Consider the following 20,598-nt stretch of genomic DNA (forward strand, 5'->3'; position numbering starts at 1 on the left):
CGATGATTGCACCAGACATGCCAGAGGACAAGATTCCGTGCGCTCCTGCGCACTTGAACGAGGGCGGGGCCGGCGACGTACCCACCCGCGTGGGTCAGCTAGACAGTGGTGCATATTAGACTTAGTCGAACTATTCGATTTAAATAGCACAACTGAGATCAAAAATCAATAAGCCACCTCTTGTTGACCCTCGTCACATGCGATGCAACAGTCGTTCCCCGACCGGTCGTTCAACGTTCGACTTCTCGAACACACCGGTGACGTGTGCGCACACGGCCACTTCCGCACGGCTCCCGAACACCGCCCATCCGGCTCCGCCCGCTCGCCACCGACGGGCGCGGAGCATGGACTGCCAGGAGGCTTCTGTGCGCTTCACGCATGTGCCCGACCCCCACCCTTTCGAGACCGCAACGGACCGCCTGCCCGACACCGACCGCCGGCTGTTCCGGCAGTTCGGCTGGGGCCCCGCGAGCACACCGCCGCACCGATTGATCCACCGCCCCATCGAGGAGCACGCCGCTGCCCGCCCCGATGCCGTCGCCGCCGAGCACCTGGGCGAGACCCTCACCTACGGCGAACTCGACCGGCACGCCGAGCGCCTCGCGGCCGTGCTGGCCGGCTGCGGTGTCGGTCCCGGCGACGCCGTGGGGCTGTTCCTGCGCCGTTCGCTGCCCATGACGGTCGGCCTGCTGGGGGCGCTGAAGGCGGGCGCCGCCTACGTGCCGCAGGACGTCGGCGCGGCCCCGGCGGCGCAGCTGCGCCACGTGATGCGTGCCGCCCGGACGAAAGTCGTCCTGACCGTCTCGGACTTCGCCGGCCTCGTCCCGGTGCCCGAGGGAACCACCCTCGTCAACGTCGACGAGGTGATGGCCGGGACCCTTCCGCCGGGCCTGGCGGACGCGGCCCGGCACGCGCCGGCCCGCCGGCGGCCCGCCGTCCCTGACGACCCCTGCTACGTGCTGTTCACCTCCGGCACCACGGGCGCCCCCAACGGCGTCGTCGTCACCCACCGCAACGTCTGCAACCTTCTCCTCACCGAGCCCGGCGGCCTGGGCATCCGCCCCGGCCTGGGCGTGGCTCAGCTCCTCAACATCGCGTTCGACATGGCGTCCTGGGAGATCCTCGGCTGCCTCGCGCACGGTGCCACCCTGCTCATCCGGGGCCGCGACATCGCCGCCACCGCCGAGCGCGCCGACGTGCTGATCGCGACCCCGACCGTGCTGAGCGGGATCGACCCGGCCCGCTGCGCCCGCGTGCGCACCGTCGCCGTCGCGGGCGAGCCCTGCCCCCGACCGCTCGCCGACGCCTGGGCCGCCGCGGCTGCCTTCTACAACTGCTGCGGCCCCACCGAGACCACCATCGTCAACACGATGCACCGGCATACCCCGAGCAAGCGGCTGACCATCGGCCGCCCGACGCCCAACAACACCGTCTACGTCCTCGACGACCGGCTGCGCCCGCTGCCCATCGGCGAGGTGGGCGAGATGTGGGCCGGCGGAGACTGCGTCTCGGCCGGTTACCTGGACAACCCGTCCCTGAACGCGGAGCGGTATGCGCCCGACCCCTTCCTCGGCGGCGGACGGACGATGTTCCGCACCCGCGACCTGGGCCGGTGGACCCCGGAAGGCGAGCTGGAGCACCTCGGGCGCACCGACGATCAGGTCAAGGTGCGCGGCTTCCGCGTCGAACTCGACTCCGTCTCCGCCGTGCTGGAGTCCGTCCCCGGCTGCCGGCAGGCGGTGACGCTGCAGCGAGACGGGCGCAGCCTGGTGTCCTTCGTGACCCCGGCGGACGTGGACACGGACGCGGCGCGGCGTGCCGTTGCCGCGGCGCTGCCGTACTACTGCACACCCGCGGAGGTGCACGCGCTCGACGCGCTACCCGTCACCGCGCGCGGCAAGACGGACAAGGCGCTCCTGCGGCGGCTGGCCACCGCGGCCCCGGTGACCACTCTCGCCCCGACCGTCCCTGCTGCCCCGACCGCCCCGACCGCCCCTGCCACCCCGGCCGTCGCGCAAGGAGCCGTGTCATGACGGCTCCGGTCGCACAGGACGCCACTACCCGCATCCGGGTGCCGTCCGCGCCCGAGGAGGTGCGGCTGCCGCCGCGCACCGGAGCGCTGCGCCGCGCGTTCAAGCACCCCCGCCTGATGCACTACAACCGGCTCGCCGCCGGCGTGCTCGCCGCGAACCTCGTGGCGGCCACGGCCGGCGCCACCGGGGGATGGTGGGACGCGCGCACACTGTCGTACATGGCGCTCGCGAACGTCGCGCTGGCCGTGATCGTGCGCAACCAGTACGTCATCAACCTCTTCTTCCGCGTCGCCACCTCCGCCCCCACCCGCTGGCCGCTGAAGATCCGCTGGACGCTCGGCAAGGTCTACCACTTCGGCGGCCTGCACGTCGGCGGTGCTCTGGCCGGCTCGCTCTGGTTCTGCGCCTCGGTGGTGGCCCTGACCGCCGAGGGCGCCGACGCCGCGGTGCTGACGGTGAGCTACGCCCCGTTGCTGCTGCTCGCCGCCATGCTGGTGACCGCGCTGCCGCGGATCCGTACCCCGCGCCACGACCTGTTCGAGCGCACCCACCGGTTCGCCGGCTGGGCGACTCTGGCCCTGCTGTGGGCGCAGGCGGCGCTGACCGGCTCCACGGTGGCGCTGTGGGTGCTGGCGTGCGTCACCGCGAGCGTCGCGCTGCCGTGGCTGCGGCTGCGCAAGGTGCCGGTCGGGATCACCCGCCCGTCGTCGCACGTGGCGCTGCTCCGCTTCAACCACGGCGAGACGCCGTTCGCCGGGTCCTCCACAGCGATCAGTCGCAGCCCGCTGCTGGAGTGGCACTCCTTCGCCAACGTCCCCGCCCCCGGCGAGGAGGGATTCCGCCTGACGGTCTCCCGAGCCGGGGACTGGACGGGCAGGCTGGTCGACGACGCCCCGGAGAAGCTGTGGGTCAAGGGCATCACCACGGCGGGCGTCGCCAACATCGAACGGCTCTTCACCAAAGTGGTCTACGTCGCCACCGGCAGCGGCATCGGTCCGTGCCTGCCGCACCTGCTGGCGCAGCAGGTGCCGGCCACACTGGTGTGGTCCACCCGCAGCCCCCGCCGCACCTACGGGGACGCGCTCGTCGACGACATCCTCGCCGTCCAGCCCGACGCCCTCATCTGGGACACCGACGAGCGGGGCAAGCCCGACATGGTGCGCCTGGCGTACTGGGCCTACGAGAGGTCCGGCGCCGAGGCGGTGATCTGCATCTCCAACAAGAAGCTCACGTGGCGAGTCGTCCACGCCCTCGAAAGCCGCGGCATCCCCGCATACGGCGCGATCTGGGACTCATGAGCCCCCACGGACACCAGGAGGCAGCAGTGGAACACGTAAAGATCGAGAGGCACGAGAAGGACGGAGCCGTGGTGACGGCCCGGCTGCACCGGCCCGGGGTGCTCAACGCGCTCAACAGCGCGCTGATGGAGGAACTGACCGGGGCGCTCGGCGAACTCGACGCCGACCCGGACGTCGGCTGCTTCGTCGTCACCGGCTCCGAGCGCGCCTTCGCCGCCGGCGCCGACATCCGGGAGATGGCGACGAAGTCGGCGGTCGAGATGGCGGAGGAGGACTTCTTCGCCGGCTGGGACGCCTTCTGCGCCCTGCGCACCCCGACCGTGGCGGCGGTCAGCGGCTACGCGCTGGGCGGCGGCTGCGAGCTGGCGATGATGTGCGACCTCATCGTCGCCGCCGACTCCGCGGTGTTCGGCCAGCCGGAGCTCTCCCTCGCGGTGATCCCCGGCATCGGCGGCACCCAGCGCCTGATCCGGGCCGTGGGCAAGGCCAAGGCGATGGACATGATCCTCACCGGCCGCACCATGGACGCCGCCGAGGCCGAGCGGGCCGGTCTGGTCGCCCGCGTCGTCCCGGCGGACCGGCTTGCCGACGAGGCGTACGAGGTGGCGTCCGCCATCGCGGCACGCAGCACCCCCGCGGTACGGGCCGCCCGCGAGGCCGTCGGCCGGGCGCAGGAGGTGCCGCTGCGGGAGGGGCTGCTGTTCGAACGGCGGCTGTTCCACGCGCTGTTCGCCACCAGCGACCAGAAGGAGGGCATGAGCGCGTTCCTGGAAAAGCGCGAGCCGCGCTTCACCGGCCGGTAGCCGCCGGCGCACCGCGGCGGGCGTCTGCCCGCCGCGGTGCGCACCCGCCCTCACTTCCTTCGATAGGCCGCCGTCACCTCGACCTCGACCAGCCAGCCCGGCACGGCGAGAGAGGCGACTTCCATGGTCGCCCGGGCCGGGCGGGCCCTGTTGACGAGGATCGGCGGCTTCGGCGCCGAGGTGCCCATCGGCACCGGGACCGTTTCGCCCGAGGCCAGGTCGACGTTGGCGTAGAACTGCCGGTACGCGCGGTTCCAGCCGGCGTAGTCGGCGAGTTCGGCGTCGGGCGGCTTCATCAGATAGCACTTCATCGTAATGACATCGGCCGGAGCCAGTCCGGCCACGGCGAGGTTGTCGGAGATCTTGCGCAGCACCAGCAGCGCCTGCGCCTCGGTCACCGTGACGCCCTCGGCGCCCGCGGTCATCGACGGGTCCGTCCAGCTCTCCGGCGTACCCTCCGGAGCGGCCGGGTTGAGCGCGTCGGGGCCGAGGCCGCTGCTGGTGTAGAGCGCGACGGACTCACCGGTCGCCACACCGGTGGCGATGGCCGGGTTGCTCTGCCCGGTCGGCAGCATGACCTTGACCTGGTCCGGCCCGGGCCGCCAGCCGCGCGCCGCCGCGAAGGCGGTGGCGGAGGTCAGCAGTGCGCCGCCGGCGCCGGCGACGGTCAGCATCACGGCGCGTCGTTTCGGTGCGCTCATCCCAGCATCACCCTCTCGTGCAGTTCGTTGACGACCTTGCGGGCCGAGGTGATGGCTCCGTGCTGCCAGGCGATGGCATGGCTGAGCCAGTCGCCGGCGAAGTACACGTGGCCCGCGGGCTCAAGCAGCCGCCGGTACTCGGGGCCGGTCTGCGACTCCCAGCCGACCCATCCGCCCTCGATGAAGGGGGTGCGGTGCCAGGCGACGCTGAAGGAGGCGGCGAGCTCGGTGCGGTACTTGTCGCCGTGGATCCGCACGCCCCGACTCAATGCCCGCGCCTCGCGCTCGGCGTGCGTCAGCTGACCATAGGCGACGGCGTCCGCCCCGAAGTTGTAGTAGCCGATGACCGTGCCCCGCCGGCCGTGGTAGCCGGACGAGGGATACCAGATGGTGGCCAGGTCGGTGTCGGTCGGGGTGATGCCGCCGTAGATGTGCTCGTCCGTCTCCCACCAGCGGCGGCGGTACTCCAGGCCGATCTTGCCCACGGGGACGGGAGTGGGAGTTCTGAGCGCGGCGGTGACGTCGGCGCCCAGATTGTGGTCGAGCCGGGCGGCGATCATCGGCGGGATTGCGGAGACGACGAAGTCGGCGCGCTCGGTGTGGTTGCGGCCGCGTATGTCCCGCCAGGTGACCTCCGCGCCGTCGGGGCGGTCGGTGACGGCGGTGGCCTCGGCCCCGTAGACGATCCGCTCGCGGCCGATGGCCCGGGCCAGCGCGTGCGGTATCCGGTCCATGCCGCCCTTGGGCTGGAACATCAGCATGGCCTGGTCGTAGCCGAACTCGAAGCTGAAGCGGTGGCCGATGCCGCTGGCGAAGACGTCCGAGAGAGAGGGGACGGGGTCGAGCACGGTGCCCGACTCCAGGCCGGCGCCGGGCTCGACGGAGTAACCGCGGCGTTCGCTGCCGGCGTATGCCCGGCCGTCCGTGGGACCTCCTATGTCGCCGAAGTCTTCCAGGAACGCCAGTAGCTGCTCCTTGTCGTCGGCGGTCAGCTCCTTGTCCAGGGCGCCCTGGTCGGTGGCGGTGGCCAGCAACTCGGAGACGTAGCCGTAGACGTCGGCCTTGGCGGTGCGCCAGCGCACCGGCTTGCCGGCGAGCGAGCCCGCGGCCTTCTCGTGGTAGATGTAGGCGTTCGCGTTCTGGTTGGTGAAGACCTCAAGCTCCACGCCCAGTTCGCGGCAGTACTCCAGCGTGACGTGGGATTGCGGCAGCCGGGCCGGGCCGGCGTTCATGTACTGGTCTTGGGAGAACGTCGCGTGCTGGGTCTGTCCGTCGAGGTCGGTCTCGGTGGTGCCACCGCGGACGGTCCAATTGCGACCGCCCGGCCGGTTCCTGGCCTCCAGGATCCGTACGTCGTAGCCCGCCTTGCCCAGCTCGTACGCGGTGATCAGCCCTGCGATGCCGGCACCGAGCACGATGACCGTGCCCGCGGCCCGGCCGGAGAGGGTGAAGTCGCTGCGCCGCGGCGGGCGGAACTCGGTCGCGGCGGCCTCGACGACGGGGGCCAGGCCGAGCGCGCTCATCGTGGAGTACAGCATTCCGGCGCCCCCTGCGGCACCGACGGAGCGCAGGAAGTGCCGGCGGGTTGCTGAACCTGCCACAGTCTTCTCCTTGCCCGCGGCCACCGCCCTGCAGAGAACCGGCGGCCACGTGTTCGTGGAACGGTCCGGCCCTGTGGGGTGGGAAACCGGCGTGCGAGAGGAGCCTCTCCCCGGTGTGTTTCCGGCATATGCCGGATGCATCACCGGCCGGTTGAAGTCTTGACTGCCCCGTGCGGGGGCTCGGCGGGATGCGTCGCCGGGTCTGACGAGGCGTTACCGCAGGTAGTCGGCGGGCTCCCCCACCAGGTCTCCCGCCACGCCGCGGCGGTAGGATCCTGCCCGCCAACTGAGGGCGGCCGGTCCGCGGATCGGCCGGTGGGCGCCGGACGGCCCGGGGGCGCGGTCGGTACGGGCAGCGGGGCCGGTCGTCGGCGGTTATCGTGGCAAGTTCACGACACAGGAGCCACTCCTGTATCCGGGCTCGGGGTGAGGGGCATGAGGTGCGGGACGGCACGGGGGCGGACGAGCCCGGGCGGTTGATAGCGGGGCGGTACCGGCTGCTGGAGCGGATCGGCCGCGGTGGCATGGGCACCGTCTGGCGAGCGGAGGACGAGGTTCTCGGCCGGCACGTCGCGCTCAAGAAGCTGCACCTGGCGCCGCATCTGCAGGACGCCGAGCGCGACACCCTCTTCGAGCGCACCCGGCGGGAGGCGCGCAGCGCCGCCCGCATCACCCATCCCAACGTCGTCGTGGTGCACGACGTCGTGGACGACGCGGGGCTGCCCTGCATCGTCATGGAGCACGTCCCCGCACCCGCGCTCGACGAGGTCCTGAAGAAGGACGGCCCGCTGCCGGCCGCCGAGGCGGTCCGGATCGGCATCGGCATGGTCGCGGCGCTACGGGCCGCGCACGCCGCCGGGGTCTTCCACCGCGACGTGAAGCCCGGCAACGTGCTGCTGGGAGCCGACGGGCGCGTGGTCCTCACGGACTTCGGCATCGCGGTCGTCGCCGACACCTCCACGCTCACACGCACCGGGGAGCTGGTCGGTTCCGTCGACTTCTGCGCGCCGGAACGCCTCAGGGGCGCGGACCCGGCTCCCGCGTCCGACCTGTGGGCCCTGGGCGCGACCCTCTACCAGGCCGTGCACGGGCGGCCCCCGTTCCGCCGGGCCACGGCGCTCGAGACCGCCTACGCCATCGCCGCCGACCCCCTCGAACAGCCCGCCGGCGCCCGGGCGCTGGCCCCGCTGATCGCGGAGCTGCTCGCCAAGGAGCCGGCGGACCGGCCGCCGGCACCGGAGGTGGAGCGGCGCCTGCGGCAGCTGGCGGACGCCCTTCTCGTCGGGGACGCCCCTTTCGTCGGGGACACCGCCCACGTCACGGAGGTCACCCGGGTCGTGGACACGCCCCGCGGCGCGGACGCGCCCGGCTTCGGGCCCGCGTACCCGGCCGCCGTCGCGCAGGCGGCGCCCCCCGGGGCCGGGACCCGCGTTTCCGCCGCCGGCCACGGCCACGGCCAGGGCCACGGCCGCGGTGACGGACGCGGACGGGGGCGCCGTACCGGCGTGTGGGCGGCCGTCGCGGTCGTCGTGGCGTCGCTGGCGCTCGGCGGCACGTACCTCGTGCTGCACGACGAGGGCGACGGTTCCGGCACCCCCCGCGGCGACAAGCCGCCCGGGAGTGTCGAGGGCACCCGCAGGCCCGCGCACACGCCCGCGCCGGTGCCCGAGGGCTACCGCCTGGTGCGGGAAGAGGAGTTCGGCGTCTCCTTCCCCGTGCCGGTGGACTGGACCCGCAAGGACCTGGAGGACGAGAGCGAGGGCGTCGCCTACATCGATCCGACCGGGATGGCCGGCCTGCGCGTTGCCGCCCTCGACTACGCGACCAGCGACCCCCTGCAGCACTGGAAGGACGACGAGGCCAAGTCGATCCAGGAGGGCAAGCTGCCCGGTTACCGCCAACTGCGGATGCAGGGCACGACCTTCCGGGGCATGCCGGCGGCGATCTGGGAGTTCACCTGGCAGGGCAGGGCCCGCGAGTTCCGCGCCCGCGACCTGGGGTTCGGACGGCCGGGCGAGAAGGAGTACGCGATATACCTCTCGACGCCCACCGCGGACTGGGACCGCTTCGAGCCGGTGTTCGGCCACGTGAGCGCCGGCTTCCGCCTCGGCTCCGACGCCCACGGGGGGCGCTGACCCGGCAGGCCGGTGACGCGACCGGCTGCCGGGCCGGCGCCGCGCGCGCGTATGGCTCCGCCCGCCCGCACACGGTTGCGGGCGGGCCCGTACCGGTCAGCGGGTGTGGATGGTCACGTCCAGGCGGTCCTCGGTCCTCGGGAGGCTGGTGAAGTAGTCGTAGTTGCCGCCCTGGTCGCCGTGGCAGCTGTCGGCGCCGCCCTTGTGTATGCCGTAGGCGACCCGGCTGTCACCGCTGGGCCGGTACCAGCCGCCGCCGCTGTCGCCGGGGCAGGCGTCGTGGCCCACGACGCGGATGTAGCCGTTGCCGACGGTGCCGTCGATCGTGCCGCAGTCGCTGCCGTTCTCCGGGTTGTACTTGGCGGACAGGCACACGATCTGCCCGTTCTGGATGCCGGACTCGCTCGTCAGCCGGCCGGTCACCGGGTACGGGTCGTCGTGGTCGTCGGGGTTGTAGAGCCAGCCCAGCGACGTGCTCAGCCAGTGCGTGTTCTCGACCCGGGCCTTGGCCACGTCGGTCCCGGAGTCGTTGTCGAAGACCACCCGGTCGAAGTGCCCGATCGTCCAGTTGCTGTGCTTGAGCCGCTGGTCCTTCTCGCCGCAGTGCCCCGCGGTGATCGCGAACTTGCGCTTCGGGTGGTCCTTCCCGTAGGCCGTGAAACCCAGCGAGCAACCCACGTTGGGGCTCTTCACATCGATGCCGCCGCGCAGCGGCTTGCTGCAGTCCATCCGCGAACTGCAGGCTTCGTCGACGATCGGCAGCCCGGACGGGTCGGTGGTGCTGCGCGGCTTGATCTGGAAGGTGTCCGGCACCGCCATGGTGTCGTTGCGCGCGGACTTGAGGTCGGTGGACGCCAGCCCGGCCACCACCCGGTTCGCCTTCACGTCCACGGCCGCGTCGCCCTTGGCGGCGTCACCTAGCACGGGGTGCGCACCGGCGCGCGCCTGCTCGGCCTCGGCCGTCAGCTGCGCGTAGCTGTAATCCACCTGGTGCACCTCGGCCTTGATGCCGCTGTCCGCGGCGAGCCCGGCGAAGCGGTCGGCCGCCTCGGCGGTGGTCGCCTGCAGGTGCTGGGTGTCGGTCGCGCCGTCGTACCAGGAGCCGCCGAACGTGTCGGCGTCGTCCTTCGCCAGCCCGGTGATGAGGGCGACCCGCCCGTCCTCGGCCTGGATGCGACGCCACGCCTCCTCGTCGCTCACCCCGGGGAAGCGCTCCTGGAACGCCCGGACGGCACCCGGCCGTGCCGCGGCCGGGTCGGCGGCGGTGCCCGCCCCGGCGGTGTCCCCGCCGCCGTCGTCCCAGATGGCGGCACTGGCCGGCGTCAGGTACAGCGTGCCGCCGACGGCCGCCACGCCCGCCGACAGCGCGAGCGTCGTCCGCCAACTGCCTCGTCTCCTGGCCATCCTGCCCCTCTCACTTCTTCCTTCTTCTGCACGGAATGCACAACACGCCTGCGGCCGGCGGTCAGGTGTGGATCCACTTCTCGTACTCCGGCACGTCGGGCTCGGTGGCGCACGCGCCGTCGCCCGGGCCGCGGCTGACCTTCGCGTGGCTTGGCTGTACGTGGGTGCAGCGTGCCGTACGCACCTGGTACCGCACCTTGACGAAACCTGACGCGGCTTCTCGAACTCGCCGCCGCTGCGCGCGATCACGTGCCGGTACGGTCCTGAGCCGCCGCTTGCGTTGTAGCGCGCTGGAACTCCTACGCTCCCCTCGTCGGAACTTCCCAGCGGCTCCAGCACGAGGTGATCATGCGTTCCACCCGGTCACGGCTCATCGCCGGCGTCGTCGTGATGGCGTTCGCCACGGCCTGCGGAGACGGCGGCGACCCGGCGGCGCCCAGGTCGCAGACCTCCGCGGGCAGCCCGGCGGGGGCGAGGGCCCTGCACACCGGATTCTCCTCCCCGACCGGTCTGGCCTTCGGCCCGGACGGCGCGATGTACGTCTCCAACTGGTCCGCCGGCACGGTGGAGCGCATCGGCGCGGACGGCGCGCGCTCGACCTACCTCGACGGCCTGGACGCCCCCGCGGGTCTGGCGGTGACCGAAGCGGGTGTGCTGTACGTCGCCGACTACAGCGCGGACGTGGTCTACCGGGCCACGGGGGCGGGCGAGTTCGAGGAGTTCGCCACCGGCTTCCGTACCCCCACCGGGATCGGCTTCGACGCGCGGCGGAACCTGCTGGTGGCCAACCGGGCGAGCGACGAGATCATCCGGGTCCGGCCGGACGGCACCCGCAGCACCCTGGCCGGCGGTCTGCACACGCCGGTGGGCGTGGCCGCGCATCCGGACGGCACCGTGTACGTGTCCAACTACGAGGGCGGCATCTCACGCATCCGGCCGGGCGGGCGGCCCGAGACGCTCTCGGACGAGGTCGAGGGCCCGGGCGTGGGCGTCGTCGTCACCGAGGACGACGAGTTGTACGTCGCCGACCGCGCGGGCGGTGCGGTCACCCGCGTACGGCCCGACGGCTCGGCCGAACCCGTTCTCCGCGGCCTCGACTCGCCCGTCGCCCTCGGCGTCGACGCCGCCGGCGAGCTGCACACCGCGACCTGGGGCGACTCCGCCGTCTACCGCGTGCCCGGGTGACCGGAGGGCCCGTTGCCTTGAAGCGCACTCCAACCCCTAGCGTCCCCGTATGTCCACTACCCAGACGACCGAGACCACCCGGACACTGACCATCGCCGACACGGCCGCGCTCACCGGCCTGAGCCCCACCACACTCCGCTACTACGAGCGCATCGGGCTCATCGACCACGTGGAGCGGACCGCCGACGGGCACCGCCGCTACCGGCAGGCGGACCTCGCCTGGCTGGCGTTCCTGCTGCGGCTGCGCACGACCGCGATGCCCATCCGGCAGATGCTGCACTTCGCCCGGCTGCGCCGCGGCGGGCAGGCCACCGTCCGCGACCGGCTGGAACTGCTGCGCCAGCACGAGGCGAGCGTCCGCCAGCAGCACGAGGCCGTGATGCGCAGCCTCGCCGCCATCAGCGACAAGATCGTCCACTACGAGCAGACCCTGGAGGAGAAAGATGAGGACCCCGGAGGATAGGCCCGCCCACCGCCGCACGCTGCTGCGCTACGGAGTCGCCGGCGGAGCCGGCGCGATGGCCGCCTCGCTGCCGGCGGCCGGCGTGGCCGCGGCGGACACCGGCACGTCCGAGCGGTATGCGCGCGGCGTGGCGCGGATGCGGCAGATCGCGGGCCCCGACGCCCTGGACACGGTCACCGCTCTGCGTGACCTCGCCCCCGACCTGGGGCGCTTCATCGTCGAGTTCGCCTACGGGGACGTGCACGCCCGGCCCGGGCTGGACGCGCGCGAGCGCCAGCTCGTCACCGTCGCCGCCCTCACCGCCGCCGGCGACACCGCGGCGCAGCTGCACTTCCACATCGGTGCGGCGCTGCACACCGGCCTCAGCCCCGCGCAGGTCGTCGAGGCCCTGATCCACCTGGTCCCGTACACCGGCATCCCCCGTACGCTCAACGCGCTGACCGCGGCCCGCGCCGTCTTCGAGGAGCGGCACGAGCACGTCGACCCGATCGCAGTGCCCCCGGGCGGGGACCGCTACGGGCGCGGGCTGGACATGCTGCGCACCGTCGACGGCGAACACGGCGTCGAGGTCGTCGAGTCGCTGAACGACGTGGCGCCGGACCTCGGGAGGTACATCGTCGAGTTCACCTTCGGCGACGTGTACACCCGGCCCGGCCTGGACCTGCCGCAGCGGCAGCTCGTCACGCTGGGCGGCCTGATCGCCTTCGGCGACACCGCACCACAGCAGCGGGTGCACGTGGGCGCCGCGCTCAACGTGGGCCTGTCACCCCGGCAGGTGATCGAAACCGTCATCCAGACCGTCCCCCTCGTGGGATTCCCCCGAGCGCTCAACGCCGTCGGCGTGGTCCGCGAGGTCTTCGACGAACGCGGCGTCAGCACCTGACCGGCCCGCCTGCCGGGCAGCACCACCTCCCGCTCGCCCGTCCGCGGGACGAGCGGGAGCCCCCGACGACCCGGCCGGCCCCCGACGACCGGCCGGCCGCCGAAGAACCGCGACGACCGCCGTGACCGGCGGGGGCCACCCACGTCGAGGGGATCCGCAGCCGGGGGACCGCTACTTCCGGTCAGCCGGTCCCGGCGATCACTTACCCCCGGCGCCCGTGTCGGCTGCCGCCCAGCCGATGCCTCCGACGAGGTGCTTGACGAGGTTGTTGTCCCCGCCGTTCGCCGTGTAGGACTCGGCGAAGTGACCCATCCCGGTCACCCAGACGCGGCCCCCGTCGTACTGCCTGCACCAGGAGATCGGGTGGTCCTCGCCCATCGCGTTCGGGCCGGGGTCGTACGACTCCTCGTCGAGCGTCGCCAGCACGTGCGCGTCGCCGCGCACGCTGCGGGCGAAGTTGTAGTGCTCGTCGCCGAATTCGAACTCCTCGGGGAGGTCGCGCGTCGAGGGGTGCTTGCGGTCTTCGACGTGCACCGTGGCGGTGTTGTTCAGGTCGGTGGCTGCGTGTCCGGTCATCAGCGTGCCGACCGCGCTGCCGGCCCCGCCGTCCCACCAGTCCCAGGTGGTGACGCCGGCACCCATGTCGACCGCGTTGTGGTTGGCGGCGATTCCGCCGCCGGCGTTGACGAATCCGCGGATCGCGGCACGCTGCTCCTCGTCCCACAGCGGGCCCGGACGGTCGCCGCCGAGCCACTGCGACGAGGCGTTGAAGAGGAAGATCGCGTCGTAGCCGGCCAGGTTCTCCGGGGTGAAGATGCGCGGGTTCTGATCCGGGTGGTCGCAGTTGCCGACGGCCCCGCCGAGGCCGTCGCAGTCCTCCCACACCCATGCGATCCCGGCCTCGTCCAGCGCGTTCTGGATCGGGCCGATGCCGCCGTCGATCGCGTCGGCGTGGCGGTACCCGGTCGTCCCGGTGTAGATAAGGACCTTCGACTTGGCCTTGGCCTCGGCAGGTACGGCCGACGCCGCGACGAGCCCGAGCGCCGCCACCGCGAACGACCTACGGCTCACGCCTGATCGTGCGTAACCCATGACACTCCCCTCGCGTCTGATGCCCCCATCAACTACGGCCTCTTTTCGAGGACATGTCAAGACGGCGCGGAGTCGGCCCCGCGCGCATGGCGGACGATCCTCTGCTCAGGACAGGAAGCAGAACGGGAAGCAGGACAGGAATCTGCCGTACGGGCCGTTGCCGTCGGCCAAGCCGGGGCGGGCCGGCTCCCAGCTCTCGGCTCCGTGTCCCCGTCGCGGCTAGACTCTCCCACCACCGAACGCGACCCGGGGGAGGGGACGTTGGCCGTGGAGGGGGAGACGCCGGGGCAGGGCGGTTCTGCGGCGGGCGGCGCGGACATTCAGCCGCTGGAGGAGGACGACCCGGCGATACTCGGCTCCTACACGCTGCTGGGACGGCTCGCCACCGGTGGCATGGGACGCATCTTCCTCGCCCGCTCCGTGCGCGACGGCTCGCTGGCCGCCGTCAAGACGCTGCTCGCCGAGGGCGAGGTCGACGGCACAGACCGGCGGCGCTTCGCGCGCGAGGTGAAGGTCGCCCGGCGGGCGGAGGGGGTGCGCACCGCGCGCGTGCTCGACGCCGACCCGGAGGCGCCGCGGCCGTGGATGGCGACGGAGTACGTGCCCGCCCCCTCGGTTGCGGAGCTGGTACGCCGCGCCGGGCCGCTGTCCGGGACCGCCGCCCGCTGGGTGACGCGGGGGGCGCTGGAGTCGCTGGCGGAGCTGCACCGGCAGGACATCGTGCACCGGGACGTCAAACCGCAGAACATGCTGCTCGAACTCGCCGGACCGCGCCTGATCGACTTCGGCATCTCGCACGCCACCGACCTGACGAGGACCCGGCTGACCCTCGGCACCCTCGCGTACATCGCCCCCGAGCAGGCGCGCGGTGAGCCGGCGACCCCGGCGTGCGACGTCTACGCGCTCGGCGCCACGCTCTGCACCCTCGCCACCGGTCGCCCGCCGTACCCCGACACCGGAGACCCCGTCCGGCTGCTGGCGCTCGTCGCGCGTGGCGCCGTGGAACTCGGCGGGGTGCCGGACGTGCTGCTCGGCCTCGTCCGGGCCTGCCTGTCCCCCGATCCGGCGGCCCGGCCGCGGCCGGCCGCGCTCCGCGCGCTGGCGGAGGAGACGGGCGCGGCTGCCGCTGCCGCTTCGGCCGGCGGCACCGGCGGCACCGGCGGGTCGTCGTGGTCCGGCATGCCGGACCGCTGGGCGTGGATCGTCCTGGCGTACCAGCGGCAGGGCCGGGAGCTGACGCAGCGGTACGGGTCCACCGGCCCGGTGCCGCCCTCCGGGGAGGGACTGCGCCCCGGGGCCGCGGCGGCGGCGGGCCCCGCCTCGGTGGCAGACCCGGACCCGGGCGTGCCGGTGGCGGAGGCGGCAGCAACGGCGCCGCAGGCGACCGCCCCCCGGACGCCGACGGAGACGGTGGATGCCGTCGCCGCCGGGGCGGACGCCCGTGCACCGCACCCGGCACCCGGCGGGCCCGCGCCGGACCCCGCACCGGACCCCGGCCCCGCGCGGCGCGTCGCCGGGCTGACGCCGCGGGGGTGGCGGGCCGCCGTCAGCGTGGTCGGGAACTGCGCCGGAATCGGCTTCCTCGCCCTCGGCGCACTCGCCGTGCTCGCCACGGTCATCGGGATCGTGGTCGCCATCGCGGCCGGGTGATCCCGCAGCCAGAGGTGGTGCGGGCGGACTCGGCGGCACGGTCCGGTCCGGCAGCGCGACCCCCGTCCCCGGCGAGGACGTGCTGACGGCCACCACCGAACTCTGCTGGATCTGACCCGCTGCCGTCCCTGTCCGGTCCCCTTCGCCCGGGCCGGTGGAGCCCGGCCACAGGGCGGAGCCCTCAGGAGTGTGGGCCGCATCCGATGGCGCGGCGGCGGTACGTGCCTAACGTGCGGGGTCGGGTGCCCGATTTCCTCACCCCCCTCACGACGGGAGAACCCCATGGCGGTTCGTGACCGTACCCTTGTTCGCCTCCGGGCGGTGCTGTGCGCGCTGCTGGCGCCGCTCGCCCTGGTCGCGGGAGTGCTCGTGGCGCCCGCGTCGGCGAGCGGTGCGTCGGCCGGCCTCACGCCGGTCACCGGATTCGGCTCCAACCCCGGCAACCTCGGCATGTACGCCTACGTGCCCGACGGCCTGCCCGCCGGCGCGCCGCTAGTCCTCGCGCTGCACGGCTGCACGCAGAGCGCGAGCGACTACCACGGCCACTCCGGCTGGGCCGAACTGGCCGACGCGCACGGCTTCGCCGTGGTCTACCCGCAGACCACGAGCGTCAACAACGCCAACTCCTGCTTCAACTGGTTCCAGTCGGGAGACACCGCCCGCGGTCAGGGCGAGGCGCTGTCCGTCAAGCAGATGGCCGATCACGCCACCGCGCTCTACGGCACGGACCCCGAGCGGGTCTTCGTCACCGGCCTCTCCGCCGGCGGCGCCATGACCGCGGAGCTGCTGGCCGCGTACCCCGACGTCTTCGCCGGCGGTTCCATCGCCGCCGGCATCCCGGCCGGCTGCGCGCGCAGCCTCGTCGACGCCTACATGTGCATGTACGCCCCGTCCGGCAAGTCCCCGCAGCAGTGGGGCGACCTGGTGCGCGCCGCCTCCGGCGGCTGGGGCGGGCCGTGGCCGCGGGTGGCGGTCTGGCACGGCACGGGCGACACCACTGTGGTGCCGGCGAACGCGACCGAGTCGCGTGACCAGTGGACGGACGTCTGGGGCATCGGCCAGACACCGGCGGAGACGACGACGCTCCCGGGCGGCACGACGAGAGCTTCGTACGAGGACGCGTCCGGCCGCTCCGTGGTGGAGACGTACACCGTCGACGGCATGGGCCACGGCCTGCCCGTCGACCCGGGCACGGCAGCCGAGCAGTGCGGCGCTACGGGCACGTACTATCCGGACCACGTCTGCTCCGGCTTCTACACGGCGCGGTTCTGGGGTCTGCTCTGACGCCGGCTCACCGACGGGCCCGGCCGCCGGCCGGGCCCGTCCCCGGCCCGCCGTCACGTCCCGTCATGCGGGCCCGTCATCCCGGCCCGTCGTCCCAGCCCGTCATTCCGGCCCCGCGCGCGGGGAGAGTATGGCGTGCACCTTCACCGCCAGGTGCGCCTGCAGCCCGTGGTCCCCGTGCCGCCAGTGCGGGCCCAGCAGCGCGGTGATGCGGTCGATGCGCTGGTAGAGGGTGTTGACGTGGACGTAGAGCGCGGCGGCGGTGCGGGTGAGGTTGGCGTCGCAGGCGAAGTAGGTCGTCATGGTGTGGGCCAGGTCGCCGCCGCGGCGCTTGTCGTAGTCGAGCACCGGGCCGAGGGTGCGGCGTACGAAGCGGCGCAGCTCGTCGCGGCCGGCCTGGTGGAACAGCAGGCCGTAGACGCCGAGTTCGTCGGGGGAGGCGCCCTCGCCGTCGCGGTCCAGGGCGAGCAGCACGTCGAGGCAGCGCACCGCGTCCGGGTGGGCTTCGACGATGGCCTCCAGCCCGGCGGACGCGGGCGCGGCTCCGACGGTGACCGCCGTGTCCAGGGTGCGCCGCAGGTGGTCGGCGAGGGCGCGGGCCTGGGCGCCGGGGTCGGCGTCGCCGGAGAGCAGGACGACGATGTCGCCGTGGTGCTCGCCGGCCAGGCCGCCGTGGCGCGCCGCGTAGGGGGCCGCGGCGTCCGCGATGCGCCGGCGCGGGGCGCCGTCGCGGGAGCGGGCGGCGAGCACGGTGTGCGGGCGGCCGTGGGCGATGCCCATCAGGGCGGCCCGGCGGCGCAGCCCTTCGGGGTCGCGGTGGGGGGACGACAGCAGGTCGTCGAGGAACTCGCCGCGCAGCCGGTGCTCGGCCTCGGCCACCGTCCGTTCCCCGAGCAGCAGCAGCGCGGTGACCATCGCCGCCCGCTCCAGCAGCCGCACGTCGTCGGCGCCGATGCGGTGGCACAGCAGCAGCAGGACGCCCTGGACCTCGCCACCGGCGACCACGGGGGTGGCGCAGGCGGCGGAGCCGCCGTCGGCGGCCGGCACGCGACGTGTCCTGCGCGCGTCGGTGCTCAGCACCCGCGCTTCGCGTACGGCACGCGCCGCCGGACAGGACTCGGGCAGCGCGCCCTCGGCGCGGGCCTGCTCGACCACCGGGTCGGCGCCGGCCGCCGCCATGGTGCGCCCGCTCGGGTCGAGGACGAGCAGGCCGCCGCCGAGCACCTCCGCGAGGGTGTCGGCGACGTCCGCGAGGCCGCCGCCGTCCAGGACGATCCGGGTCAGCCGCTCGTGCAGCGCCGCGGCGCGTTCGATGGACTCGCTGTGTGCCTGGATGACCGCGTTGGCCTCGGTCAACTCGTCGACGGTGCGGCGCACGTCCTGGAAGAGGGTGGCGTTCTCGATGGCGATCGCCGCGTGGTTGGCGAGCGAGACCAGCAGGGCCACCTCGGCCGGCGAGAAGGGCCGGGCGCGGCGGTTGGCGGCGAAGAGCACGCCGATGACCCGGTCGGCCAGGGACAGGGGCACGCCCTGGATCGCCGTGACCCCTTCGCCGCCCACGACGTCGTCGATGGTGTGGTCGAAACGCGGGTCGTGGAGGTAGTCCGGCGTGTGGTAGGGCACGCCCGTCTTGGCGACGAGCCCGCCGAGTCCCGCGCCCATGGCGAGCCGCACCTGCTTGAAGGCGTCGGTGCGGATGCCGTCGGTGACCCGCATGTACGTGTCGCCGCGGTCGTCGTCGTTGAGCATGAGGTAGGCGGCGTCGGTGCCCACGAGCTGGCGGACGCGGCGGACGATCGCCCGTAGCACGGCCTCCAGGTCGCGTAGCGACGACAGGTCGCCCGCCGTCTCGTACAGCGCGGCCAGCTCCGCCTCGCGCCGGCGGCGCTCCTCCAGCTGCGCGCGCACCGCGAGCGCGTCCTCGACCAGCGGGCCCAGCGCCGCGGCGGTCTCGCCGTGCGCGCCGGCGAGCAACTCCTCGTACGCCTCCCGGGACGCGCCTTCGCGCAGCAGCCGCAGCAGGCGTTCGGCCGCCTCTCCGGTGGTGCCTGTGCCGCGTGCTTCGCCCGGTGGGTCCGCGCACATCGCGGCCTCCTGACTCACGGCTCCCTGACCAGGGAGCGCTCCGGCCTTTCGCCGGTGGCGGGGTCACGAACCGTACCGCCGGAGTCGGCGGAGCGCATGCCGGCGGTACCCGCGCGCGGCCGGAGCAGGTGCGACACGGTGCCCCAGATGCCGCGCCGGAAGAGGAGCACGACCAGGATGAACAGGCTGCCGGTGACGATCCCGACCTCGTCGAACCCGGAGGTGGACATCCAGTCCTCCAGCCGCACGACGGCCGCCGCCCCCAGCAGGCTGCCCCACAGGGTGCCGATGCCGCCGAGCACCGTCATCACGACGACCTTGCCCGAGGTCGTCCAGTACACCTCCTGCAGGGACGCGAACCCGTGGTTGACGGCGTACAGCCCGCCCGCGAGACCGGAGAGGAACGCGGAGACCGTGAACACGACCACCTTGTAGCGGTCGACGGAGTAGCCGAGCGCCCGGGCGCGCGCCGGGTTGTCCCGCACCGCGGCGACGACGCGGCCGAACGGCGAGTGCACGATGCGCCAGGCGGCGGCCAGACCGGCCAGGACCAGCGGCAGCGCCGCGTAGTAGTAGACGAAGGAGTCCGACAGGTCCACGCCCGGCAGTTCGCGCGGGATGCCCTGCAGCCCGTTCTCGCCGCCCGTGAGGTCGCCCCACTGGTTCGCGATGAAGTAGATCATCTGCGCGAAGGCGAGCGTGACCATGGCGAAGTAGATGCCGCTGCGGCGCACCGCCAGCAGGCCGATGGGCACGGCGACGACCGCGGCGGCCACCGCGCCGCCGGCCACCGCGAGCGGAAACGGCACGCCGGCGTGGATGGCGATGAGCCCGGTGGTGTACGCCGAGGTACCCCAGAACGCGGCATGGCCGAAGGACAGCAGCCCGGCCTGTCCCAGCAGCAGGTCGAACGCGACGGCGAACAGGCCCCAGCAGAGGATGTCCGCGGCCACCGGCGGATAGAGGACCCACGGCAGCCCGAGGACGGACGTGAGCCCGGCGGCCAGCAGCCCCAGGCGCAGCCAGGCGGGCCGGCCGCGGAGGCGGTCGAGCAGGGCGAGGATCATAGTGCGTGTTCCTCCTTGCCGAAGAGTCCGGCCGGCCGGACCAGCAGCACCACGGCCATCAGCACGAAGACCGACGTCTGCGACAGGACGGGGACGTAGAGGTTGCCGAGGGCCTGCAGCATCCCGATGGCGAAGCCGGCGACCACCGCGCCCGGGATGGAGCCGAGGCCGCCGATGACGACGACCGCGAAGACCGCGATGATCAGGTCCCCGCCCATGCCCGAGTTGACCGCGCGCATCGGCGCGGCCAGCACCCCGGCCAGCGCGGCCAGCGCGACGCCGAAGCCGAACACGGGCGTGACCCAGCGGGCGGTGTCGATGCCCAGCGCCCGGGTCAGCTCCGGTCGTTCGGTCGCGGCGCGCACCACCGTGCCGATGCGGGTGCGGGTCAGCAGCAGCCAGACGGCGAGGCAGACGACGGCCGCGGCGCCGAGGACGAAGACCTGGTAGGCGGGGTAGTCGAAGAGCCCGAGGTCGACGGAGCCGGGGAAGGGGCCCTCGTCGTACGGGGTGGACTGGGCGCCGTACTTCATGCGCAGCAGGTCCTGGCAGACCAGCGCGATGCCGAAGGTGAGCAGGAAGTTGTACAGCGGGTCGAGGGCGGCCAGCCGGTGGATGAGCAGCCGCTCCAGCAGCATGCCGGCCAGCGCCGCGGCGAGCGGCACCAGCAGCAGCGCCCACCAGAACCCCAGCCCCGTGGCGTCCTGCAGGGCCACCGCGCCGAACGCGCCGAGCATGTAGAGGGCACCGTGAGCGAAGTTGACGACGTGGAGCATGCCGAAGATGACGGCGAGGCCGAGGGCGAGCAGCGCGTAGAAGCCACCCGAGACCAGGCCGTTGAACGCCTGTTGCAGGAAGGAGGTCATCGTGGTTCCCGTCCGTCCGCCGCAGCCCGGGCGGAAGTTCCGCGGGCC

The 20,598-nt window shown here is 73.3% G+C and carries 17 protein-coding genes; 9 read left to right on the forward strand and 8 right to left on the reverse strand.

Going from position 1 to position 20,598, the window contains the following annotated elements:
* Positions 1-380 precede the first annotated feature (380 nt).
* From T328_RS00670 to T328_RS00680, 3 genes are read left to right on the forward strand one after another with little or no spacing between them, the layout of a single operon-like run.
* On the forward strand, positions 381-2,033 hold the full coding sequence (locus T328_RS00670; RefSeq protein WP_496494285.1) for an amino acid adenylation domain-containing protein: 1,653 nt from the start codon (positions 381-383) through the stop codon (positions 2,031-2,033).
* Entirely contained in the window at positions 2,030-3,331 is a 1,302-nt protein-coding gene (locus T328_RS00675; protein ID WP_496493794.1) for a ferredoxin reductase domain-containing protein, read from the forward strand. Before T328_RS00670 ends, T328_RS00675 begins: the two co-directional genes overlap by 4 nt.
* Before the next feature lie 26 nt (positions 3,332-3,357).
* Positions 3,358-4,134, forward strand: a complete 777-nt coding sequence (locus T328_RS00680; protein WP_496493795.1) for an enoyl-CoA hydratase-related protein — start codon at positions 3,358-3,360, stop codon at positions 4,132-4,134.
* Between the two features lie 50 nt (positions 4,135-4,184).
* On the opposite strand, the gene T328_RS00685 is transcribed toward T328_RS00680, so the two are convergent.
* Both T328_RS00685 and T328_RS00690 read right to left on the reverse strand, forming a co-directional pair.
* Positions 4,185-4,835: a Rid family hydrolase gene (locus T328_RS00685; protein ID WP_496493796.1), complete on the reverse strand. Its 651-nt coding sequence runs from the start codon at positions 4,833-4,835 to the stop codon at positions 4,185-4,187.
* The gene (locus T328_RS00690; protein ID WP_496494286.1) at positions 4,832-6,373 is read right to left on the reverse strand and encodes a flavin monoamine oxidase family protein; all 1,542 of its coding nucleotides are present in this window, start codon (positions 6,371-6,373) and stop codon (positions 4,832-4,834) included. Before T328_RS00690 ends, T328_RS00685 begins: the two co-directional genes overlap by 4 nt.
* Before the next feature lie 503 nt (positions 6,374-6,876).
* Here T328_RS00690 and T328_RS00695 point away from each other — a divergent pair.
* The gene (locus T328_RS00695) at positions 6,877-8,571 is read left to right on the forward strand and encodes a serine/threonine-protein kinase (RefSeq protein WP_496493797.1); all 1,695 of its coding nucleotides are present in this window, start codon (positions 6,877-6,879) and stop codon (positions 8,569-8,571) included.
* Positions 8,572-8,667: 96 nt separating this feature from the next.
* On the opposite strand, the gene T328_RS00700 is transcribed toward T328_RS00695, so the two are convergent.
* Both T328_RS00700 and T328_RS00705 read right to left on the reverse strand, forming a co-directional pair.
* Entirely contained in the window at positions 8,668-9,975 is a 1,308-nt protein-coding gene (locus tag T328_RS00700; RefSeq protein ID WP_496493798.1) for a S1 family peptidase, read from the reverse strand.
* A 61-nt stretch (positions 9,976-10,036) separates the two neighbouring features.
* Positions 10,037-10,159 carry a hypothetical protein gene (locus tag T328_RS00705; protein ID WP_496493799.1) on the reverse strand — a complete coding sequence of 41 codons (123 nt, stop codon included), beginning with the start codon at positions 10,157-10,159 and terminating at the stop codon, positions 10,037-10,039.
* A 164-nt stretch (positions 10,160-10,323) separates the two neighbouring features.
* On the opposite strand from T328_RS00705, the gene T328_RS00710 reads away from it, so the two are divergent.
* Genes T328_RS00710 through T328_RS00720 form a run of 3 tightly spaced genes read left to right on the forward strand, consistent with a single transcriptional unit; the run spans position 10,324 to position 12,506 of the window.
* Positions 10,324-11,160, forward strand: a complete 837-nt coding sequence (locus T328_RS00710; RefSeq protein ID WP_496493800.1) for a virginiamycin B lyase family protein — start codon at positions 10,324-10,326, stop codon at positions 11,158-11,160.
* A gap of 49 nt (positions 11,161-11,209) precedes the next feature.
* Positions 11,210-11,623 (forward strand): MerR family transcriptional regulator, encoded by a 414-nt coding sequence (locus T328_RS00715; protein ID WP_496493801.1) that lies wholly within the window; start codon positions 11,210-11,212, stop codon positions 11,621-11,623.
* Positions 11,604-12,506 carry a carboxymuconolactone decarboxylase family protein gene (locus tag T328_RS00720; RefSeq protein ID WP_496493802.1) on the forward strand — a complete coding sequence of 301 codons (903 nt, stop codon included), beginning with the start codon at positions 11,604-11,606 and terminating at the stop codon, positions 12,504-12,506. Before T328_RS00715 ends, T328_RS00720 begins: the two co-directional genes overlap by 20 nt.
* A gap of 198 nt (positions 12,507-12,704) precedes the next feature.
* Here the strand turns inward: T328_RS00720 and T328_RS00725 are convergent, their stop codons facing one another.
* Entirely contained in the window at positions 12,705-13,577 is an 873-nt protein-coding gene (locus T328_RS00725) for a ThuA domain-containing protein (protein ID WP_496493803.1), read from the reverse strand.
* A gap of 288 nt (positions 13,578-13,865) precedes the next feature.
* Between T328_RS00725 and T328_RS00730 the strand changes: the two genes are divergently transcribed.
* Positions 13,866-15,248, forward strand: coding sequence for a serine/threonine-protein kinase (locus tag T328_RS00730; RefSeq protein ID WP_496494287.1), 1,383 nt, complete (start codon positions 13,866-13,868; stop codon positions 15,246-15,248).
* Positions 15,249-15,530: 282 nt separating this feature from the next.
* Entirely contained in the window at positions 15,531-16,532 is a 1,002-nt protein-coding gene (locus T328_RS00735; RefSeq protein WP_496493804.1) for an extracellular catalytic domain type 1 short-chain-length polyhydroxyalkanoate depolymerase, read from the forward strand.
* A 102-nt stretch (positions 16,533-16,634) separates the two neighbouring features.
* Here T328_RS00735 and T328_RS00740 read toward each other — a convergent pair whose 3' ends face one another.
* Genes T328_RS00740 through T328_RS00750 form a run of 3 tightly spaced genes read right to left on the reverse strand, consistent with a single transcriptional unit; the run spans position 16,635 to position 20,550 of the window.
* On the reverse strand, positions 16,635-18,635 hold the full coding sequence (locus T328_RS00740) for a GAF domain-containing protein (RefSeq protein WP_496493805.1): 2,001 nt from the start codon (positions 18,633-18,635) through the stop codon (positions 16,635-16,637).
* Positions 18,632-19,684, reverse strand: coding sequence for a branched-chain amino acid ABC transporter permease (locus T328_RS00745; protein ID WP_496493806.1), 1,053 nt, complete (start codon positions 19,682-19,684; stop codon positions 18,632-18,634). The genes T328_RS00740 and T328_RS00745 overlap by 4 nt, the downstream gene beginning before the upstream one ends.
* Positions 19,681-20,550 carry a branched-chain amino acid ABC transporter permease gene (locus T328_RS00750; RefSeq protein ID WP_496493807.1) on the reverse strand — a complete coding sequence of 290 codons (870 nt, stop codon included), beginning with the start codon at positions 20,548-20,550 and terminating at the stop codon, positions 19,681-19,683. The genes T328_RS00745 and T328_RS00750 overlap by 4 nt, the downstream gene beginning before the upstream one ends.
* Positions 20,551-20,598: the final 48 nt, after the last annotated feature.

This window comes from Streptomyces sp. CNX435 (assembly GCF_059570575.1).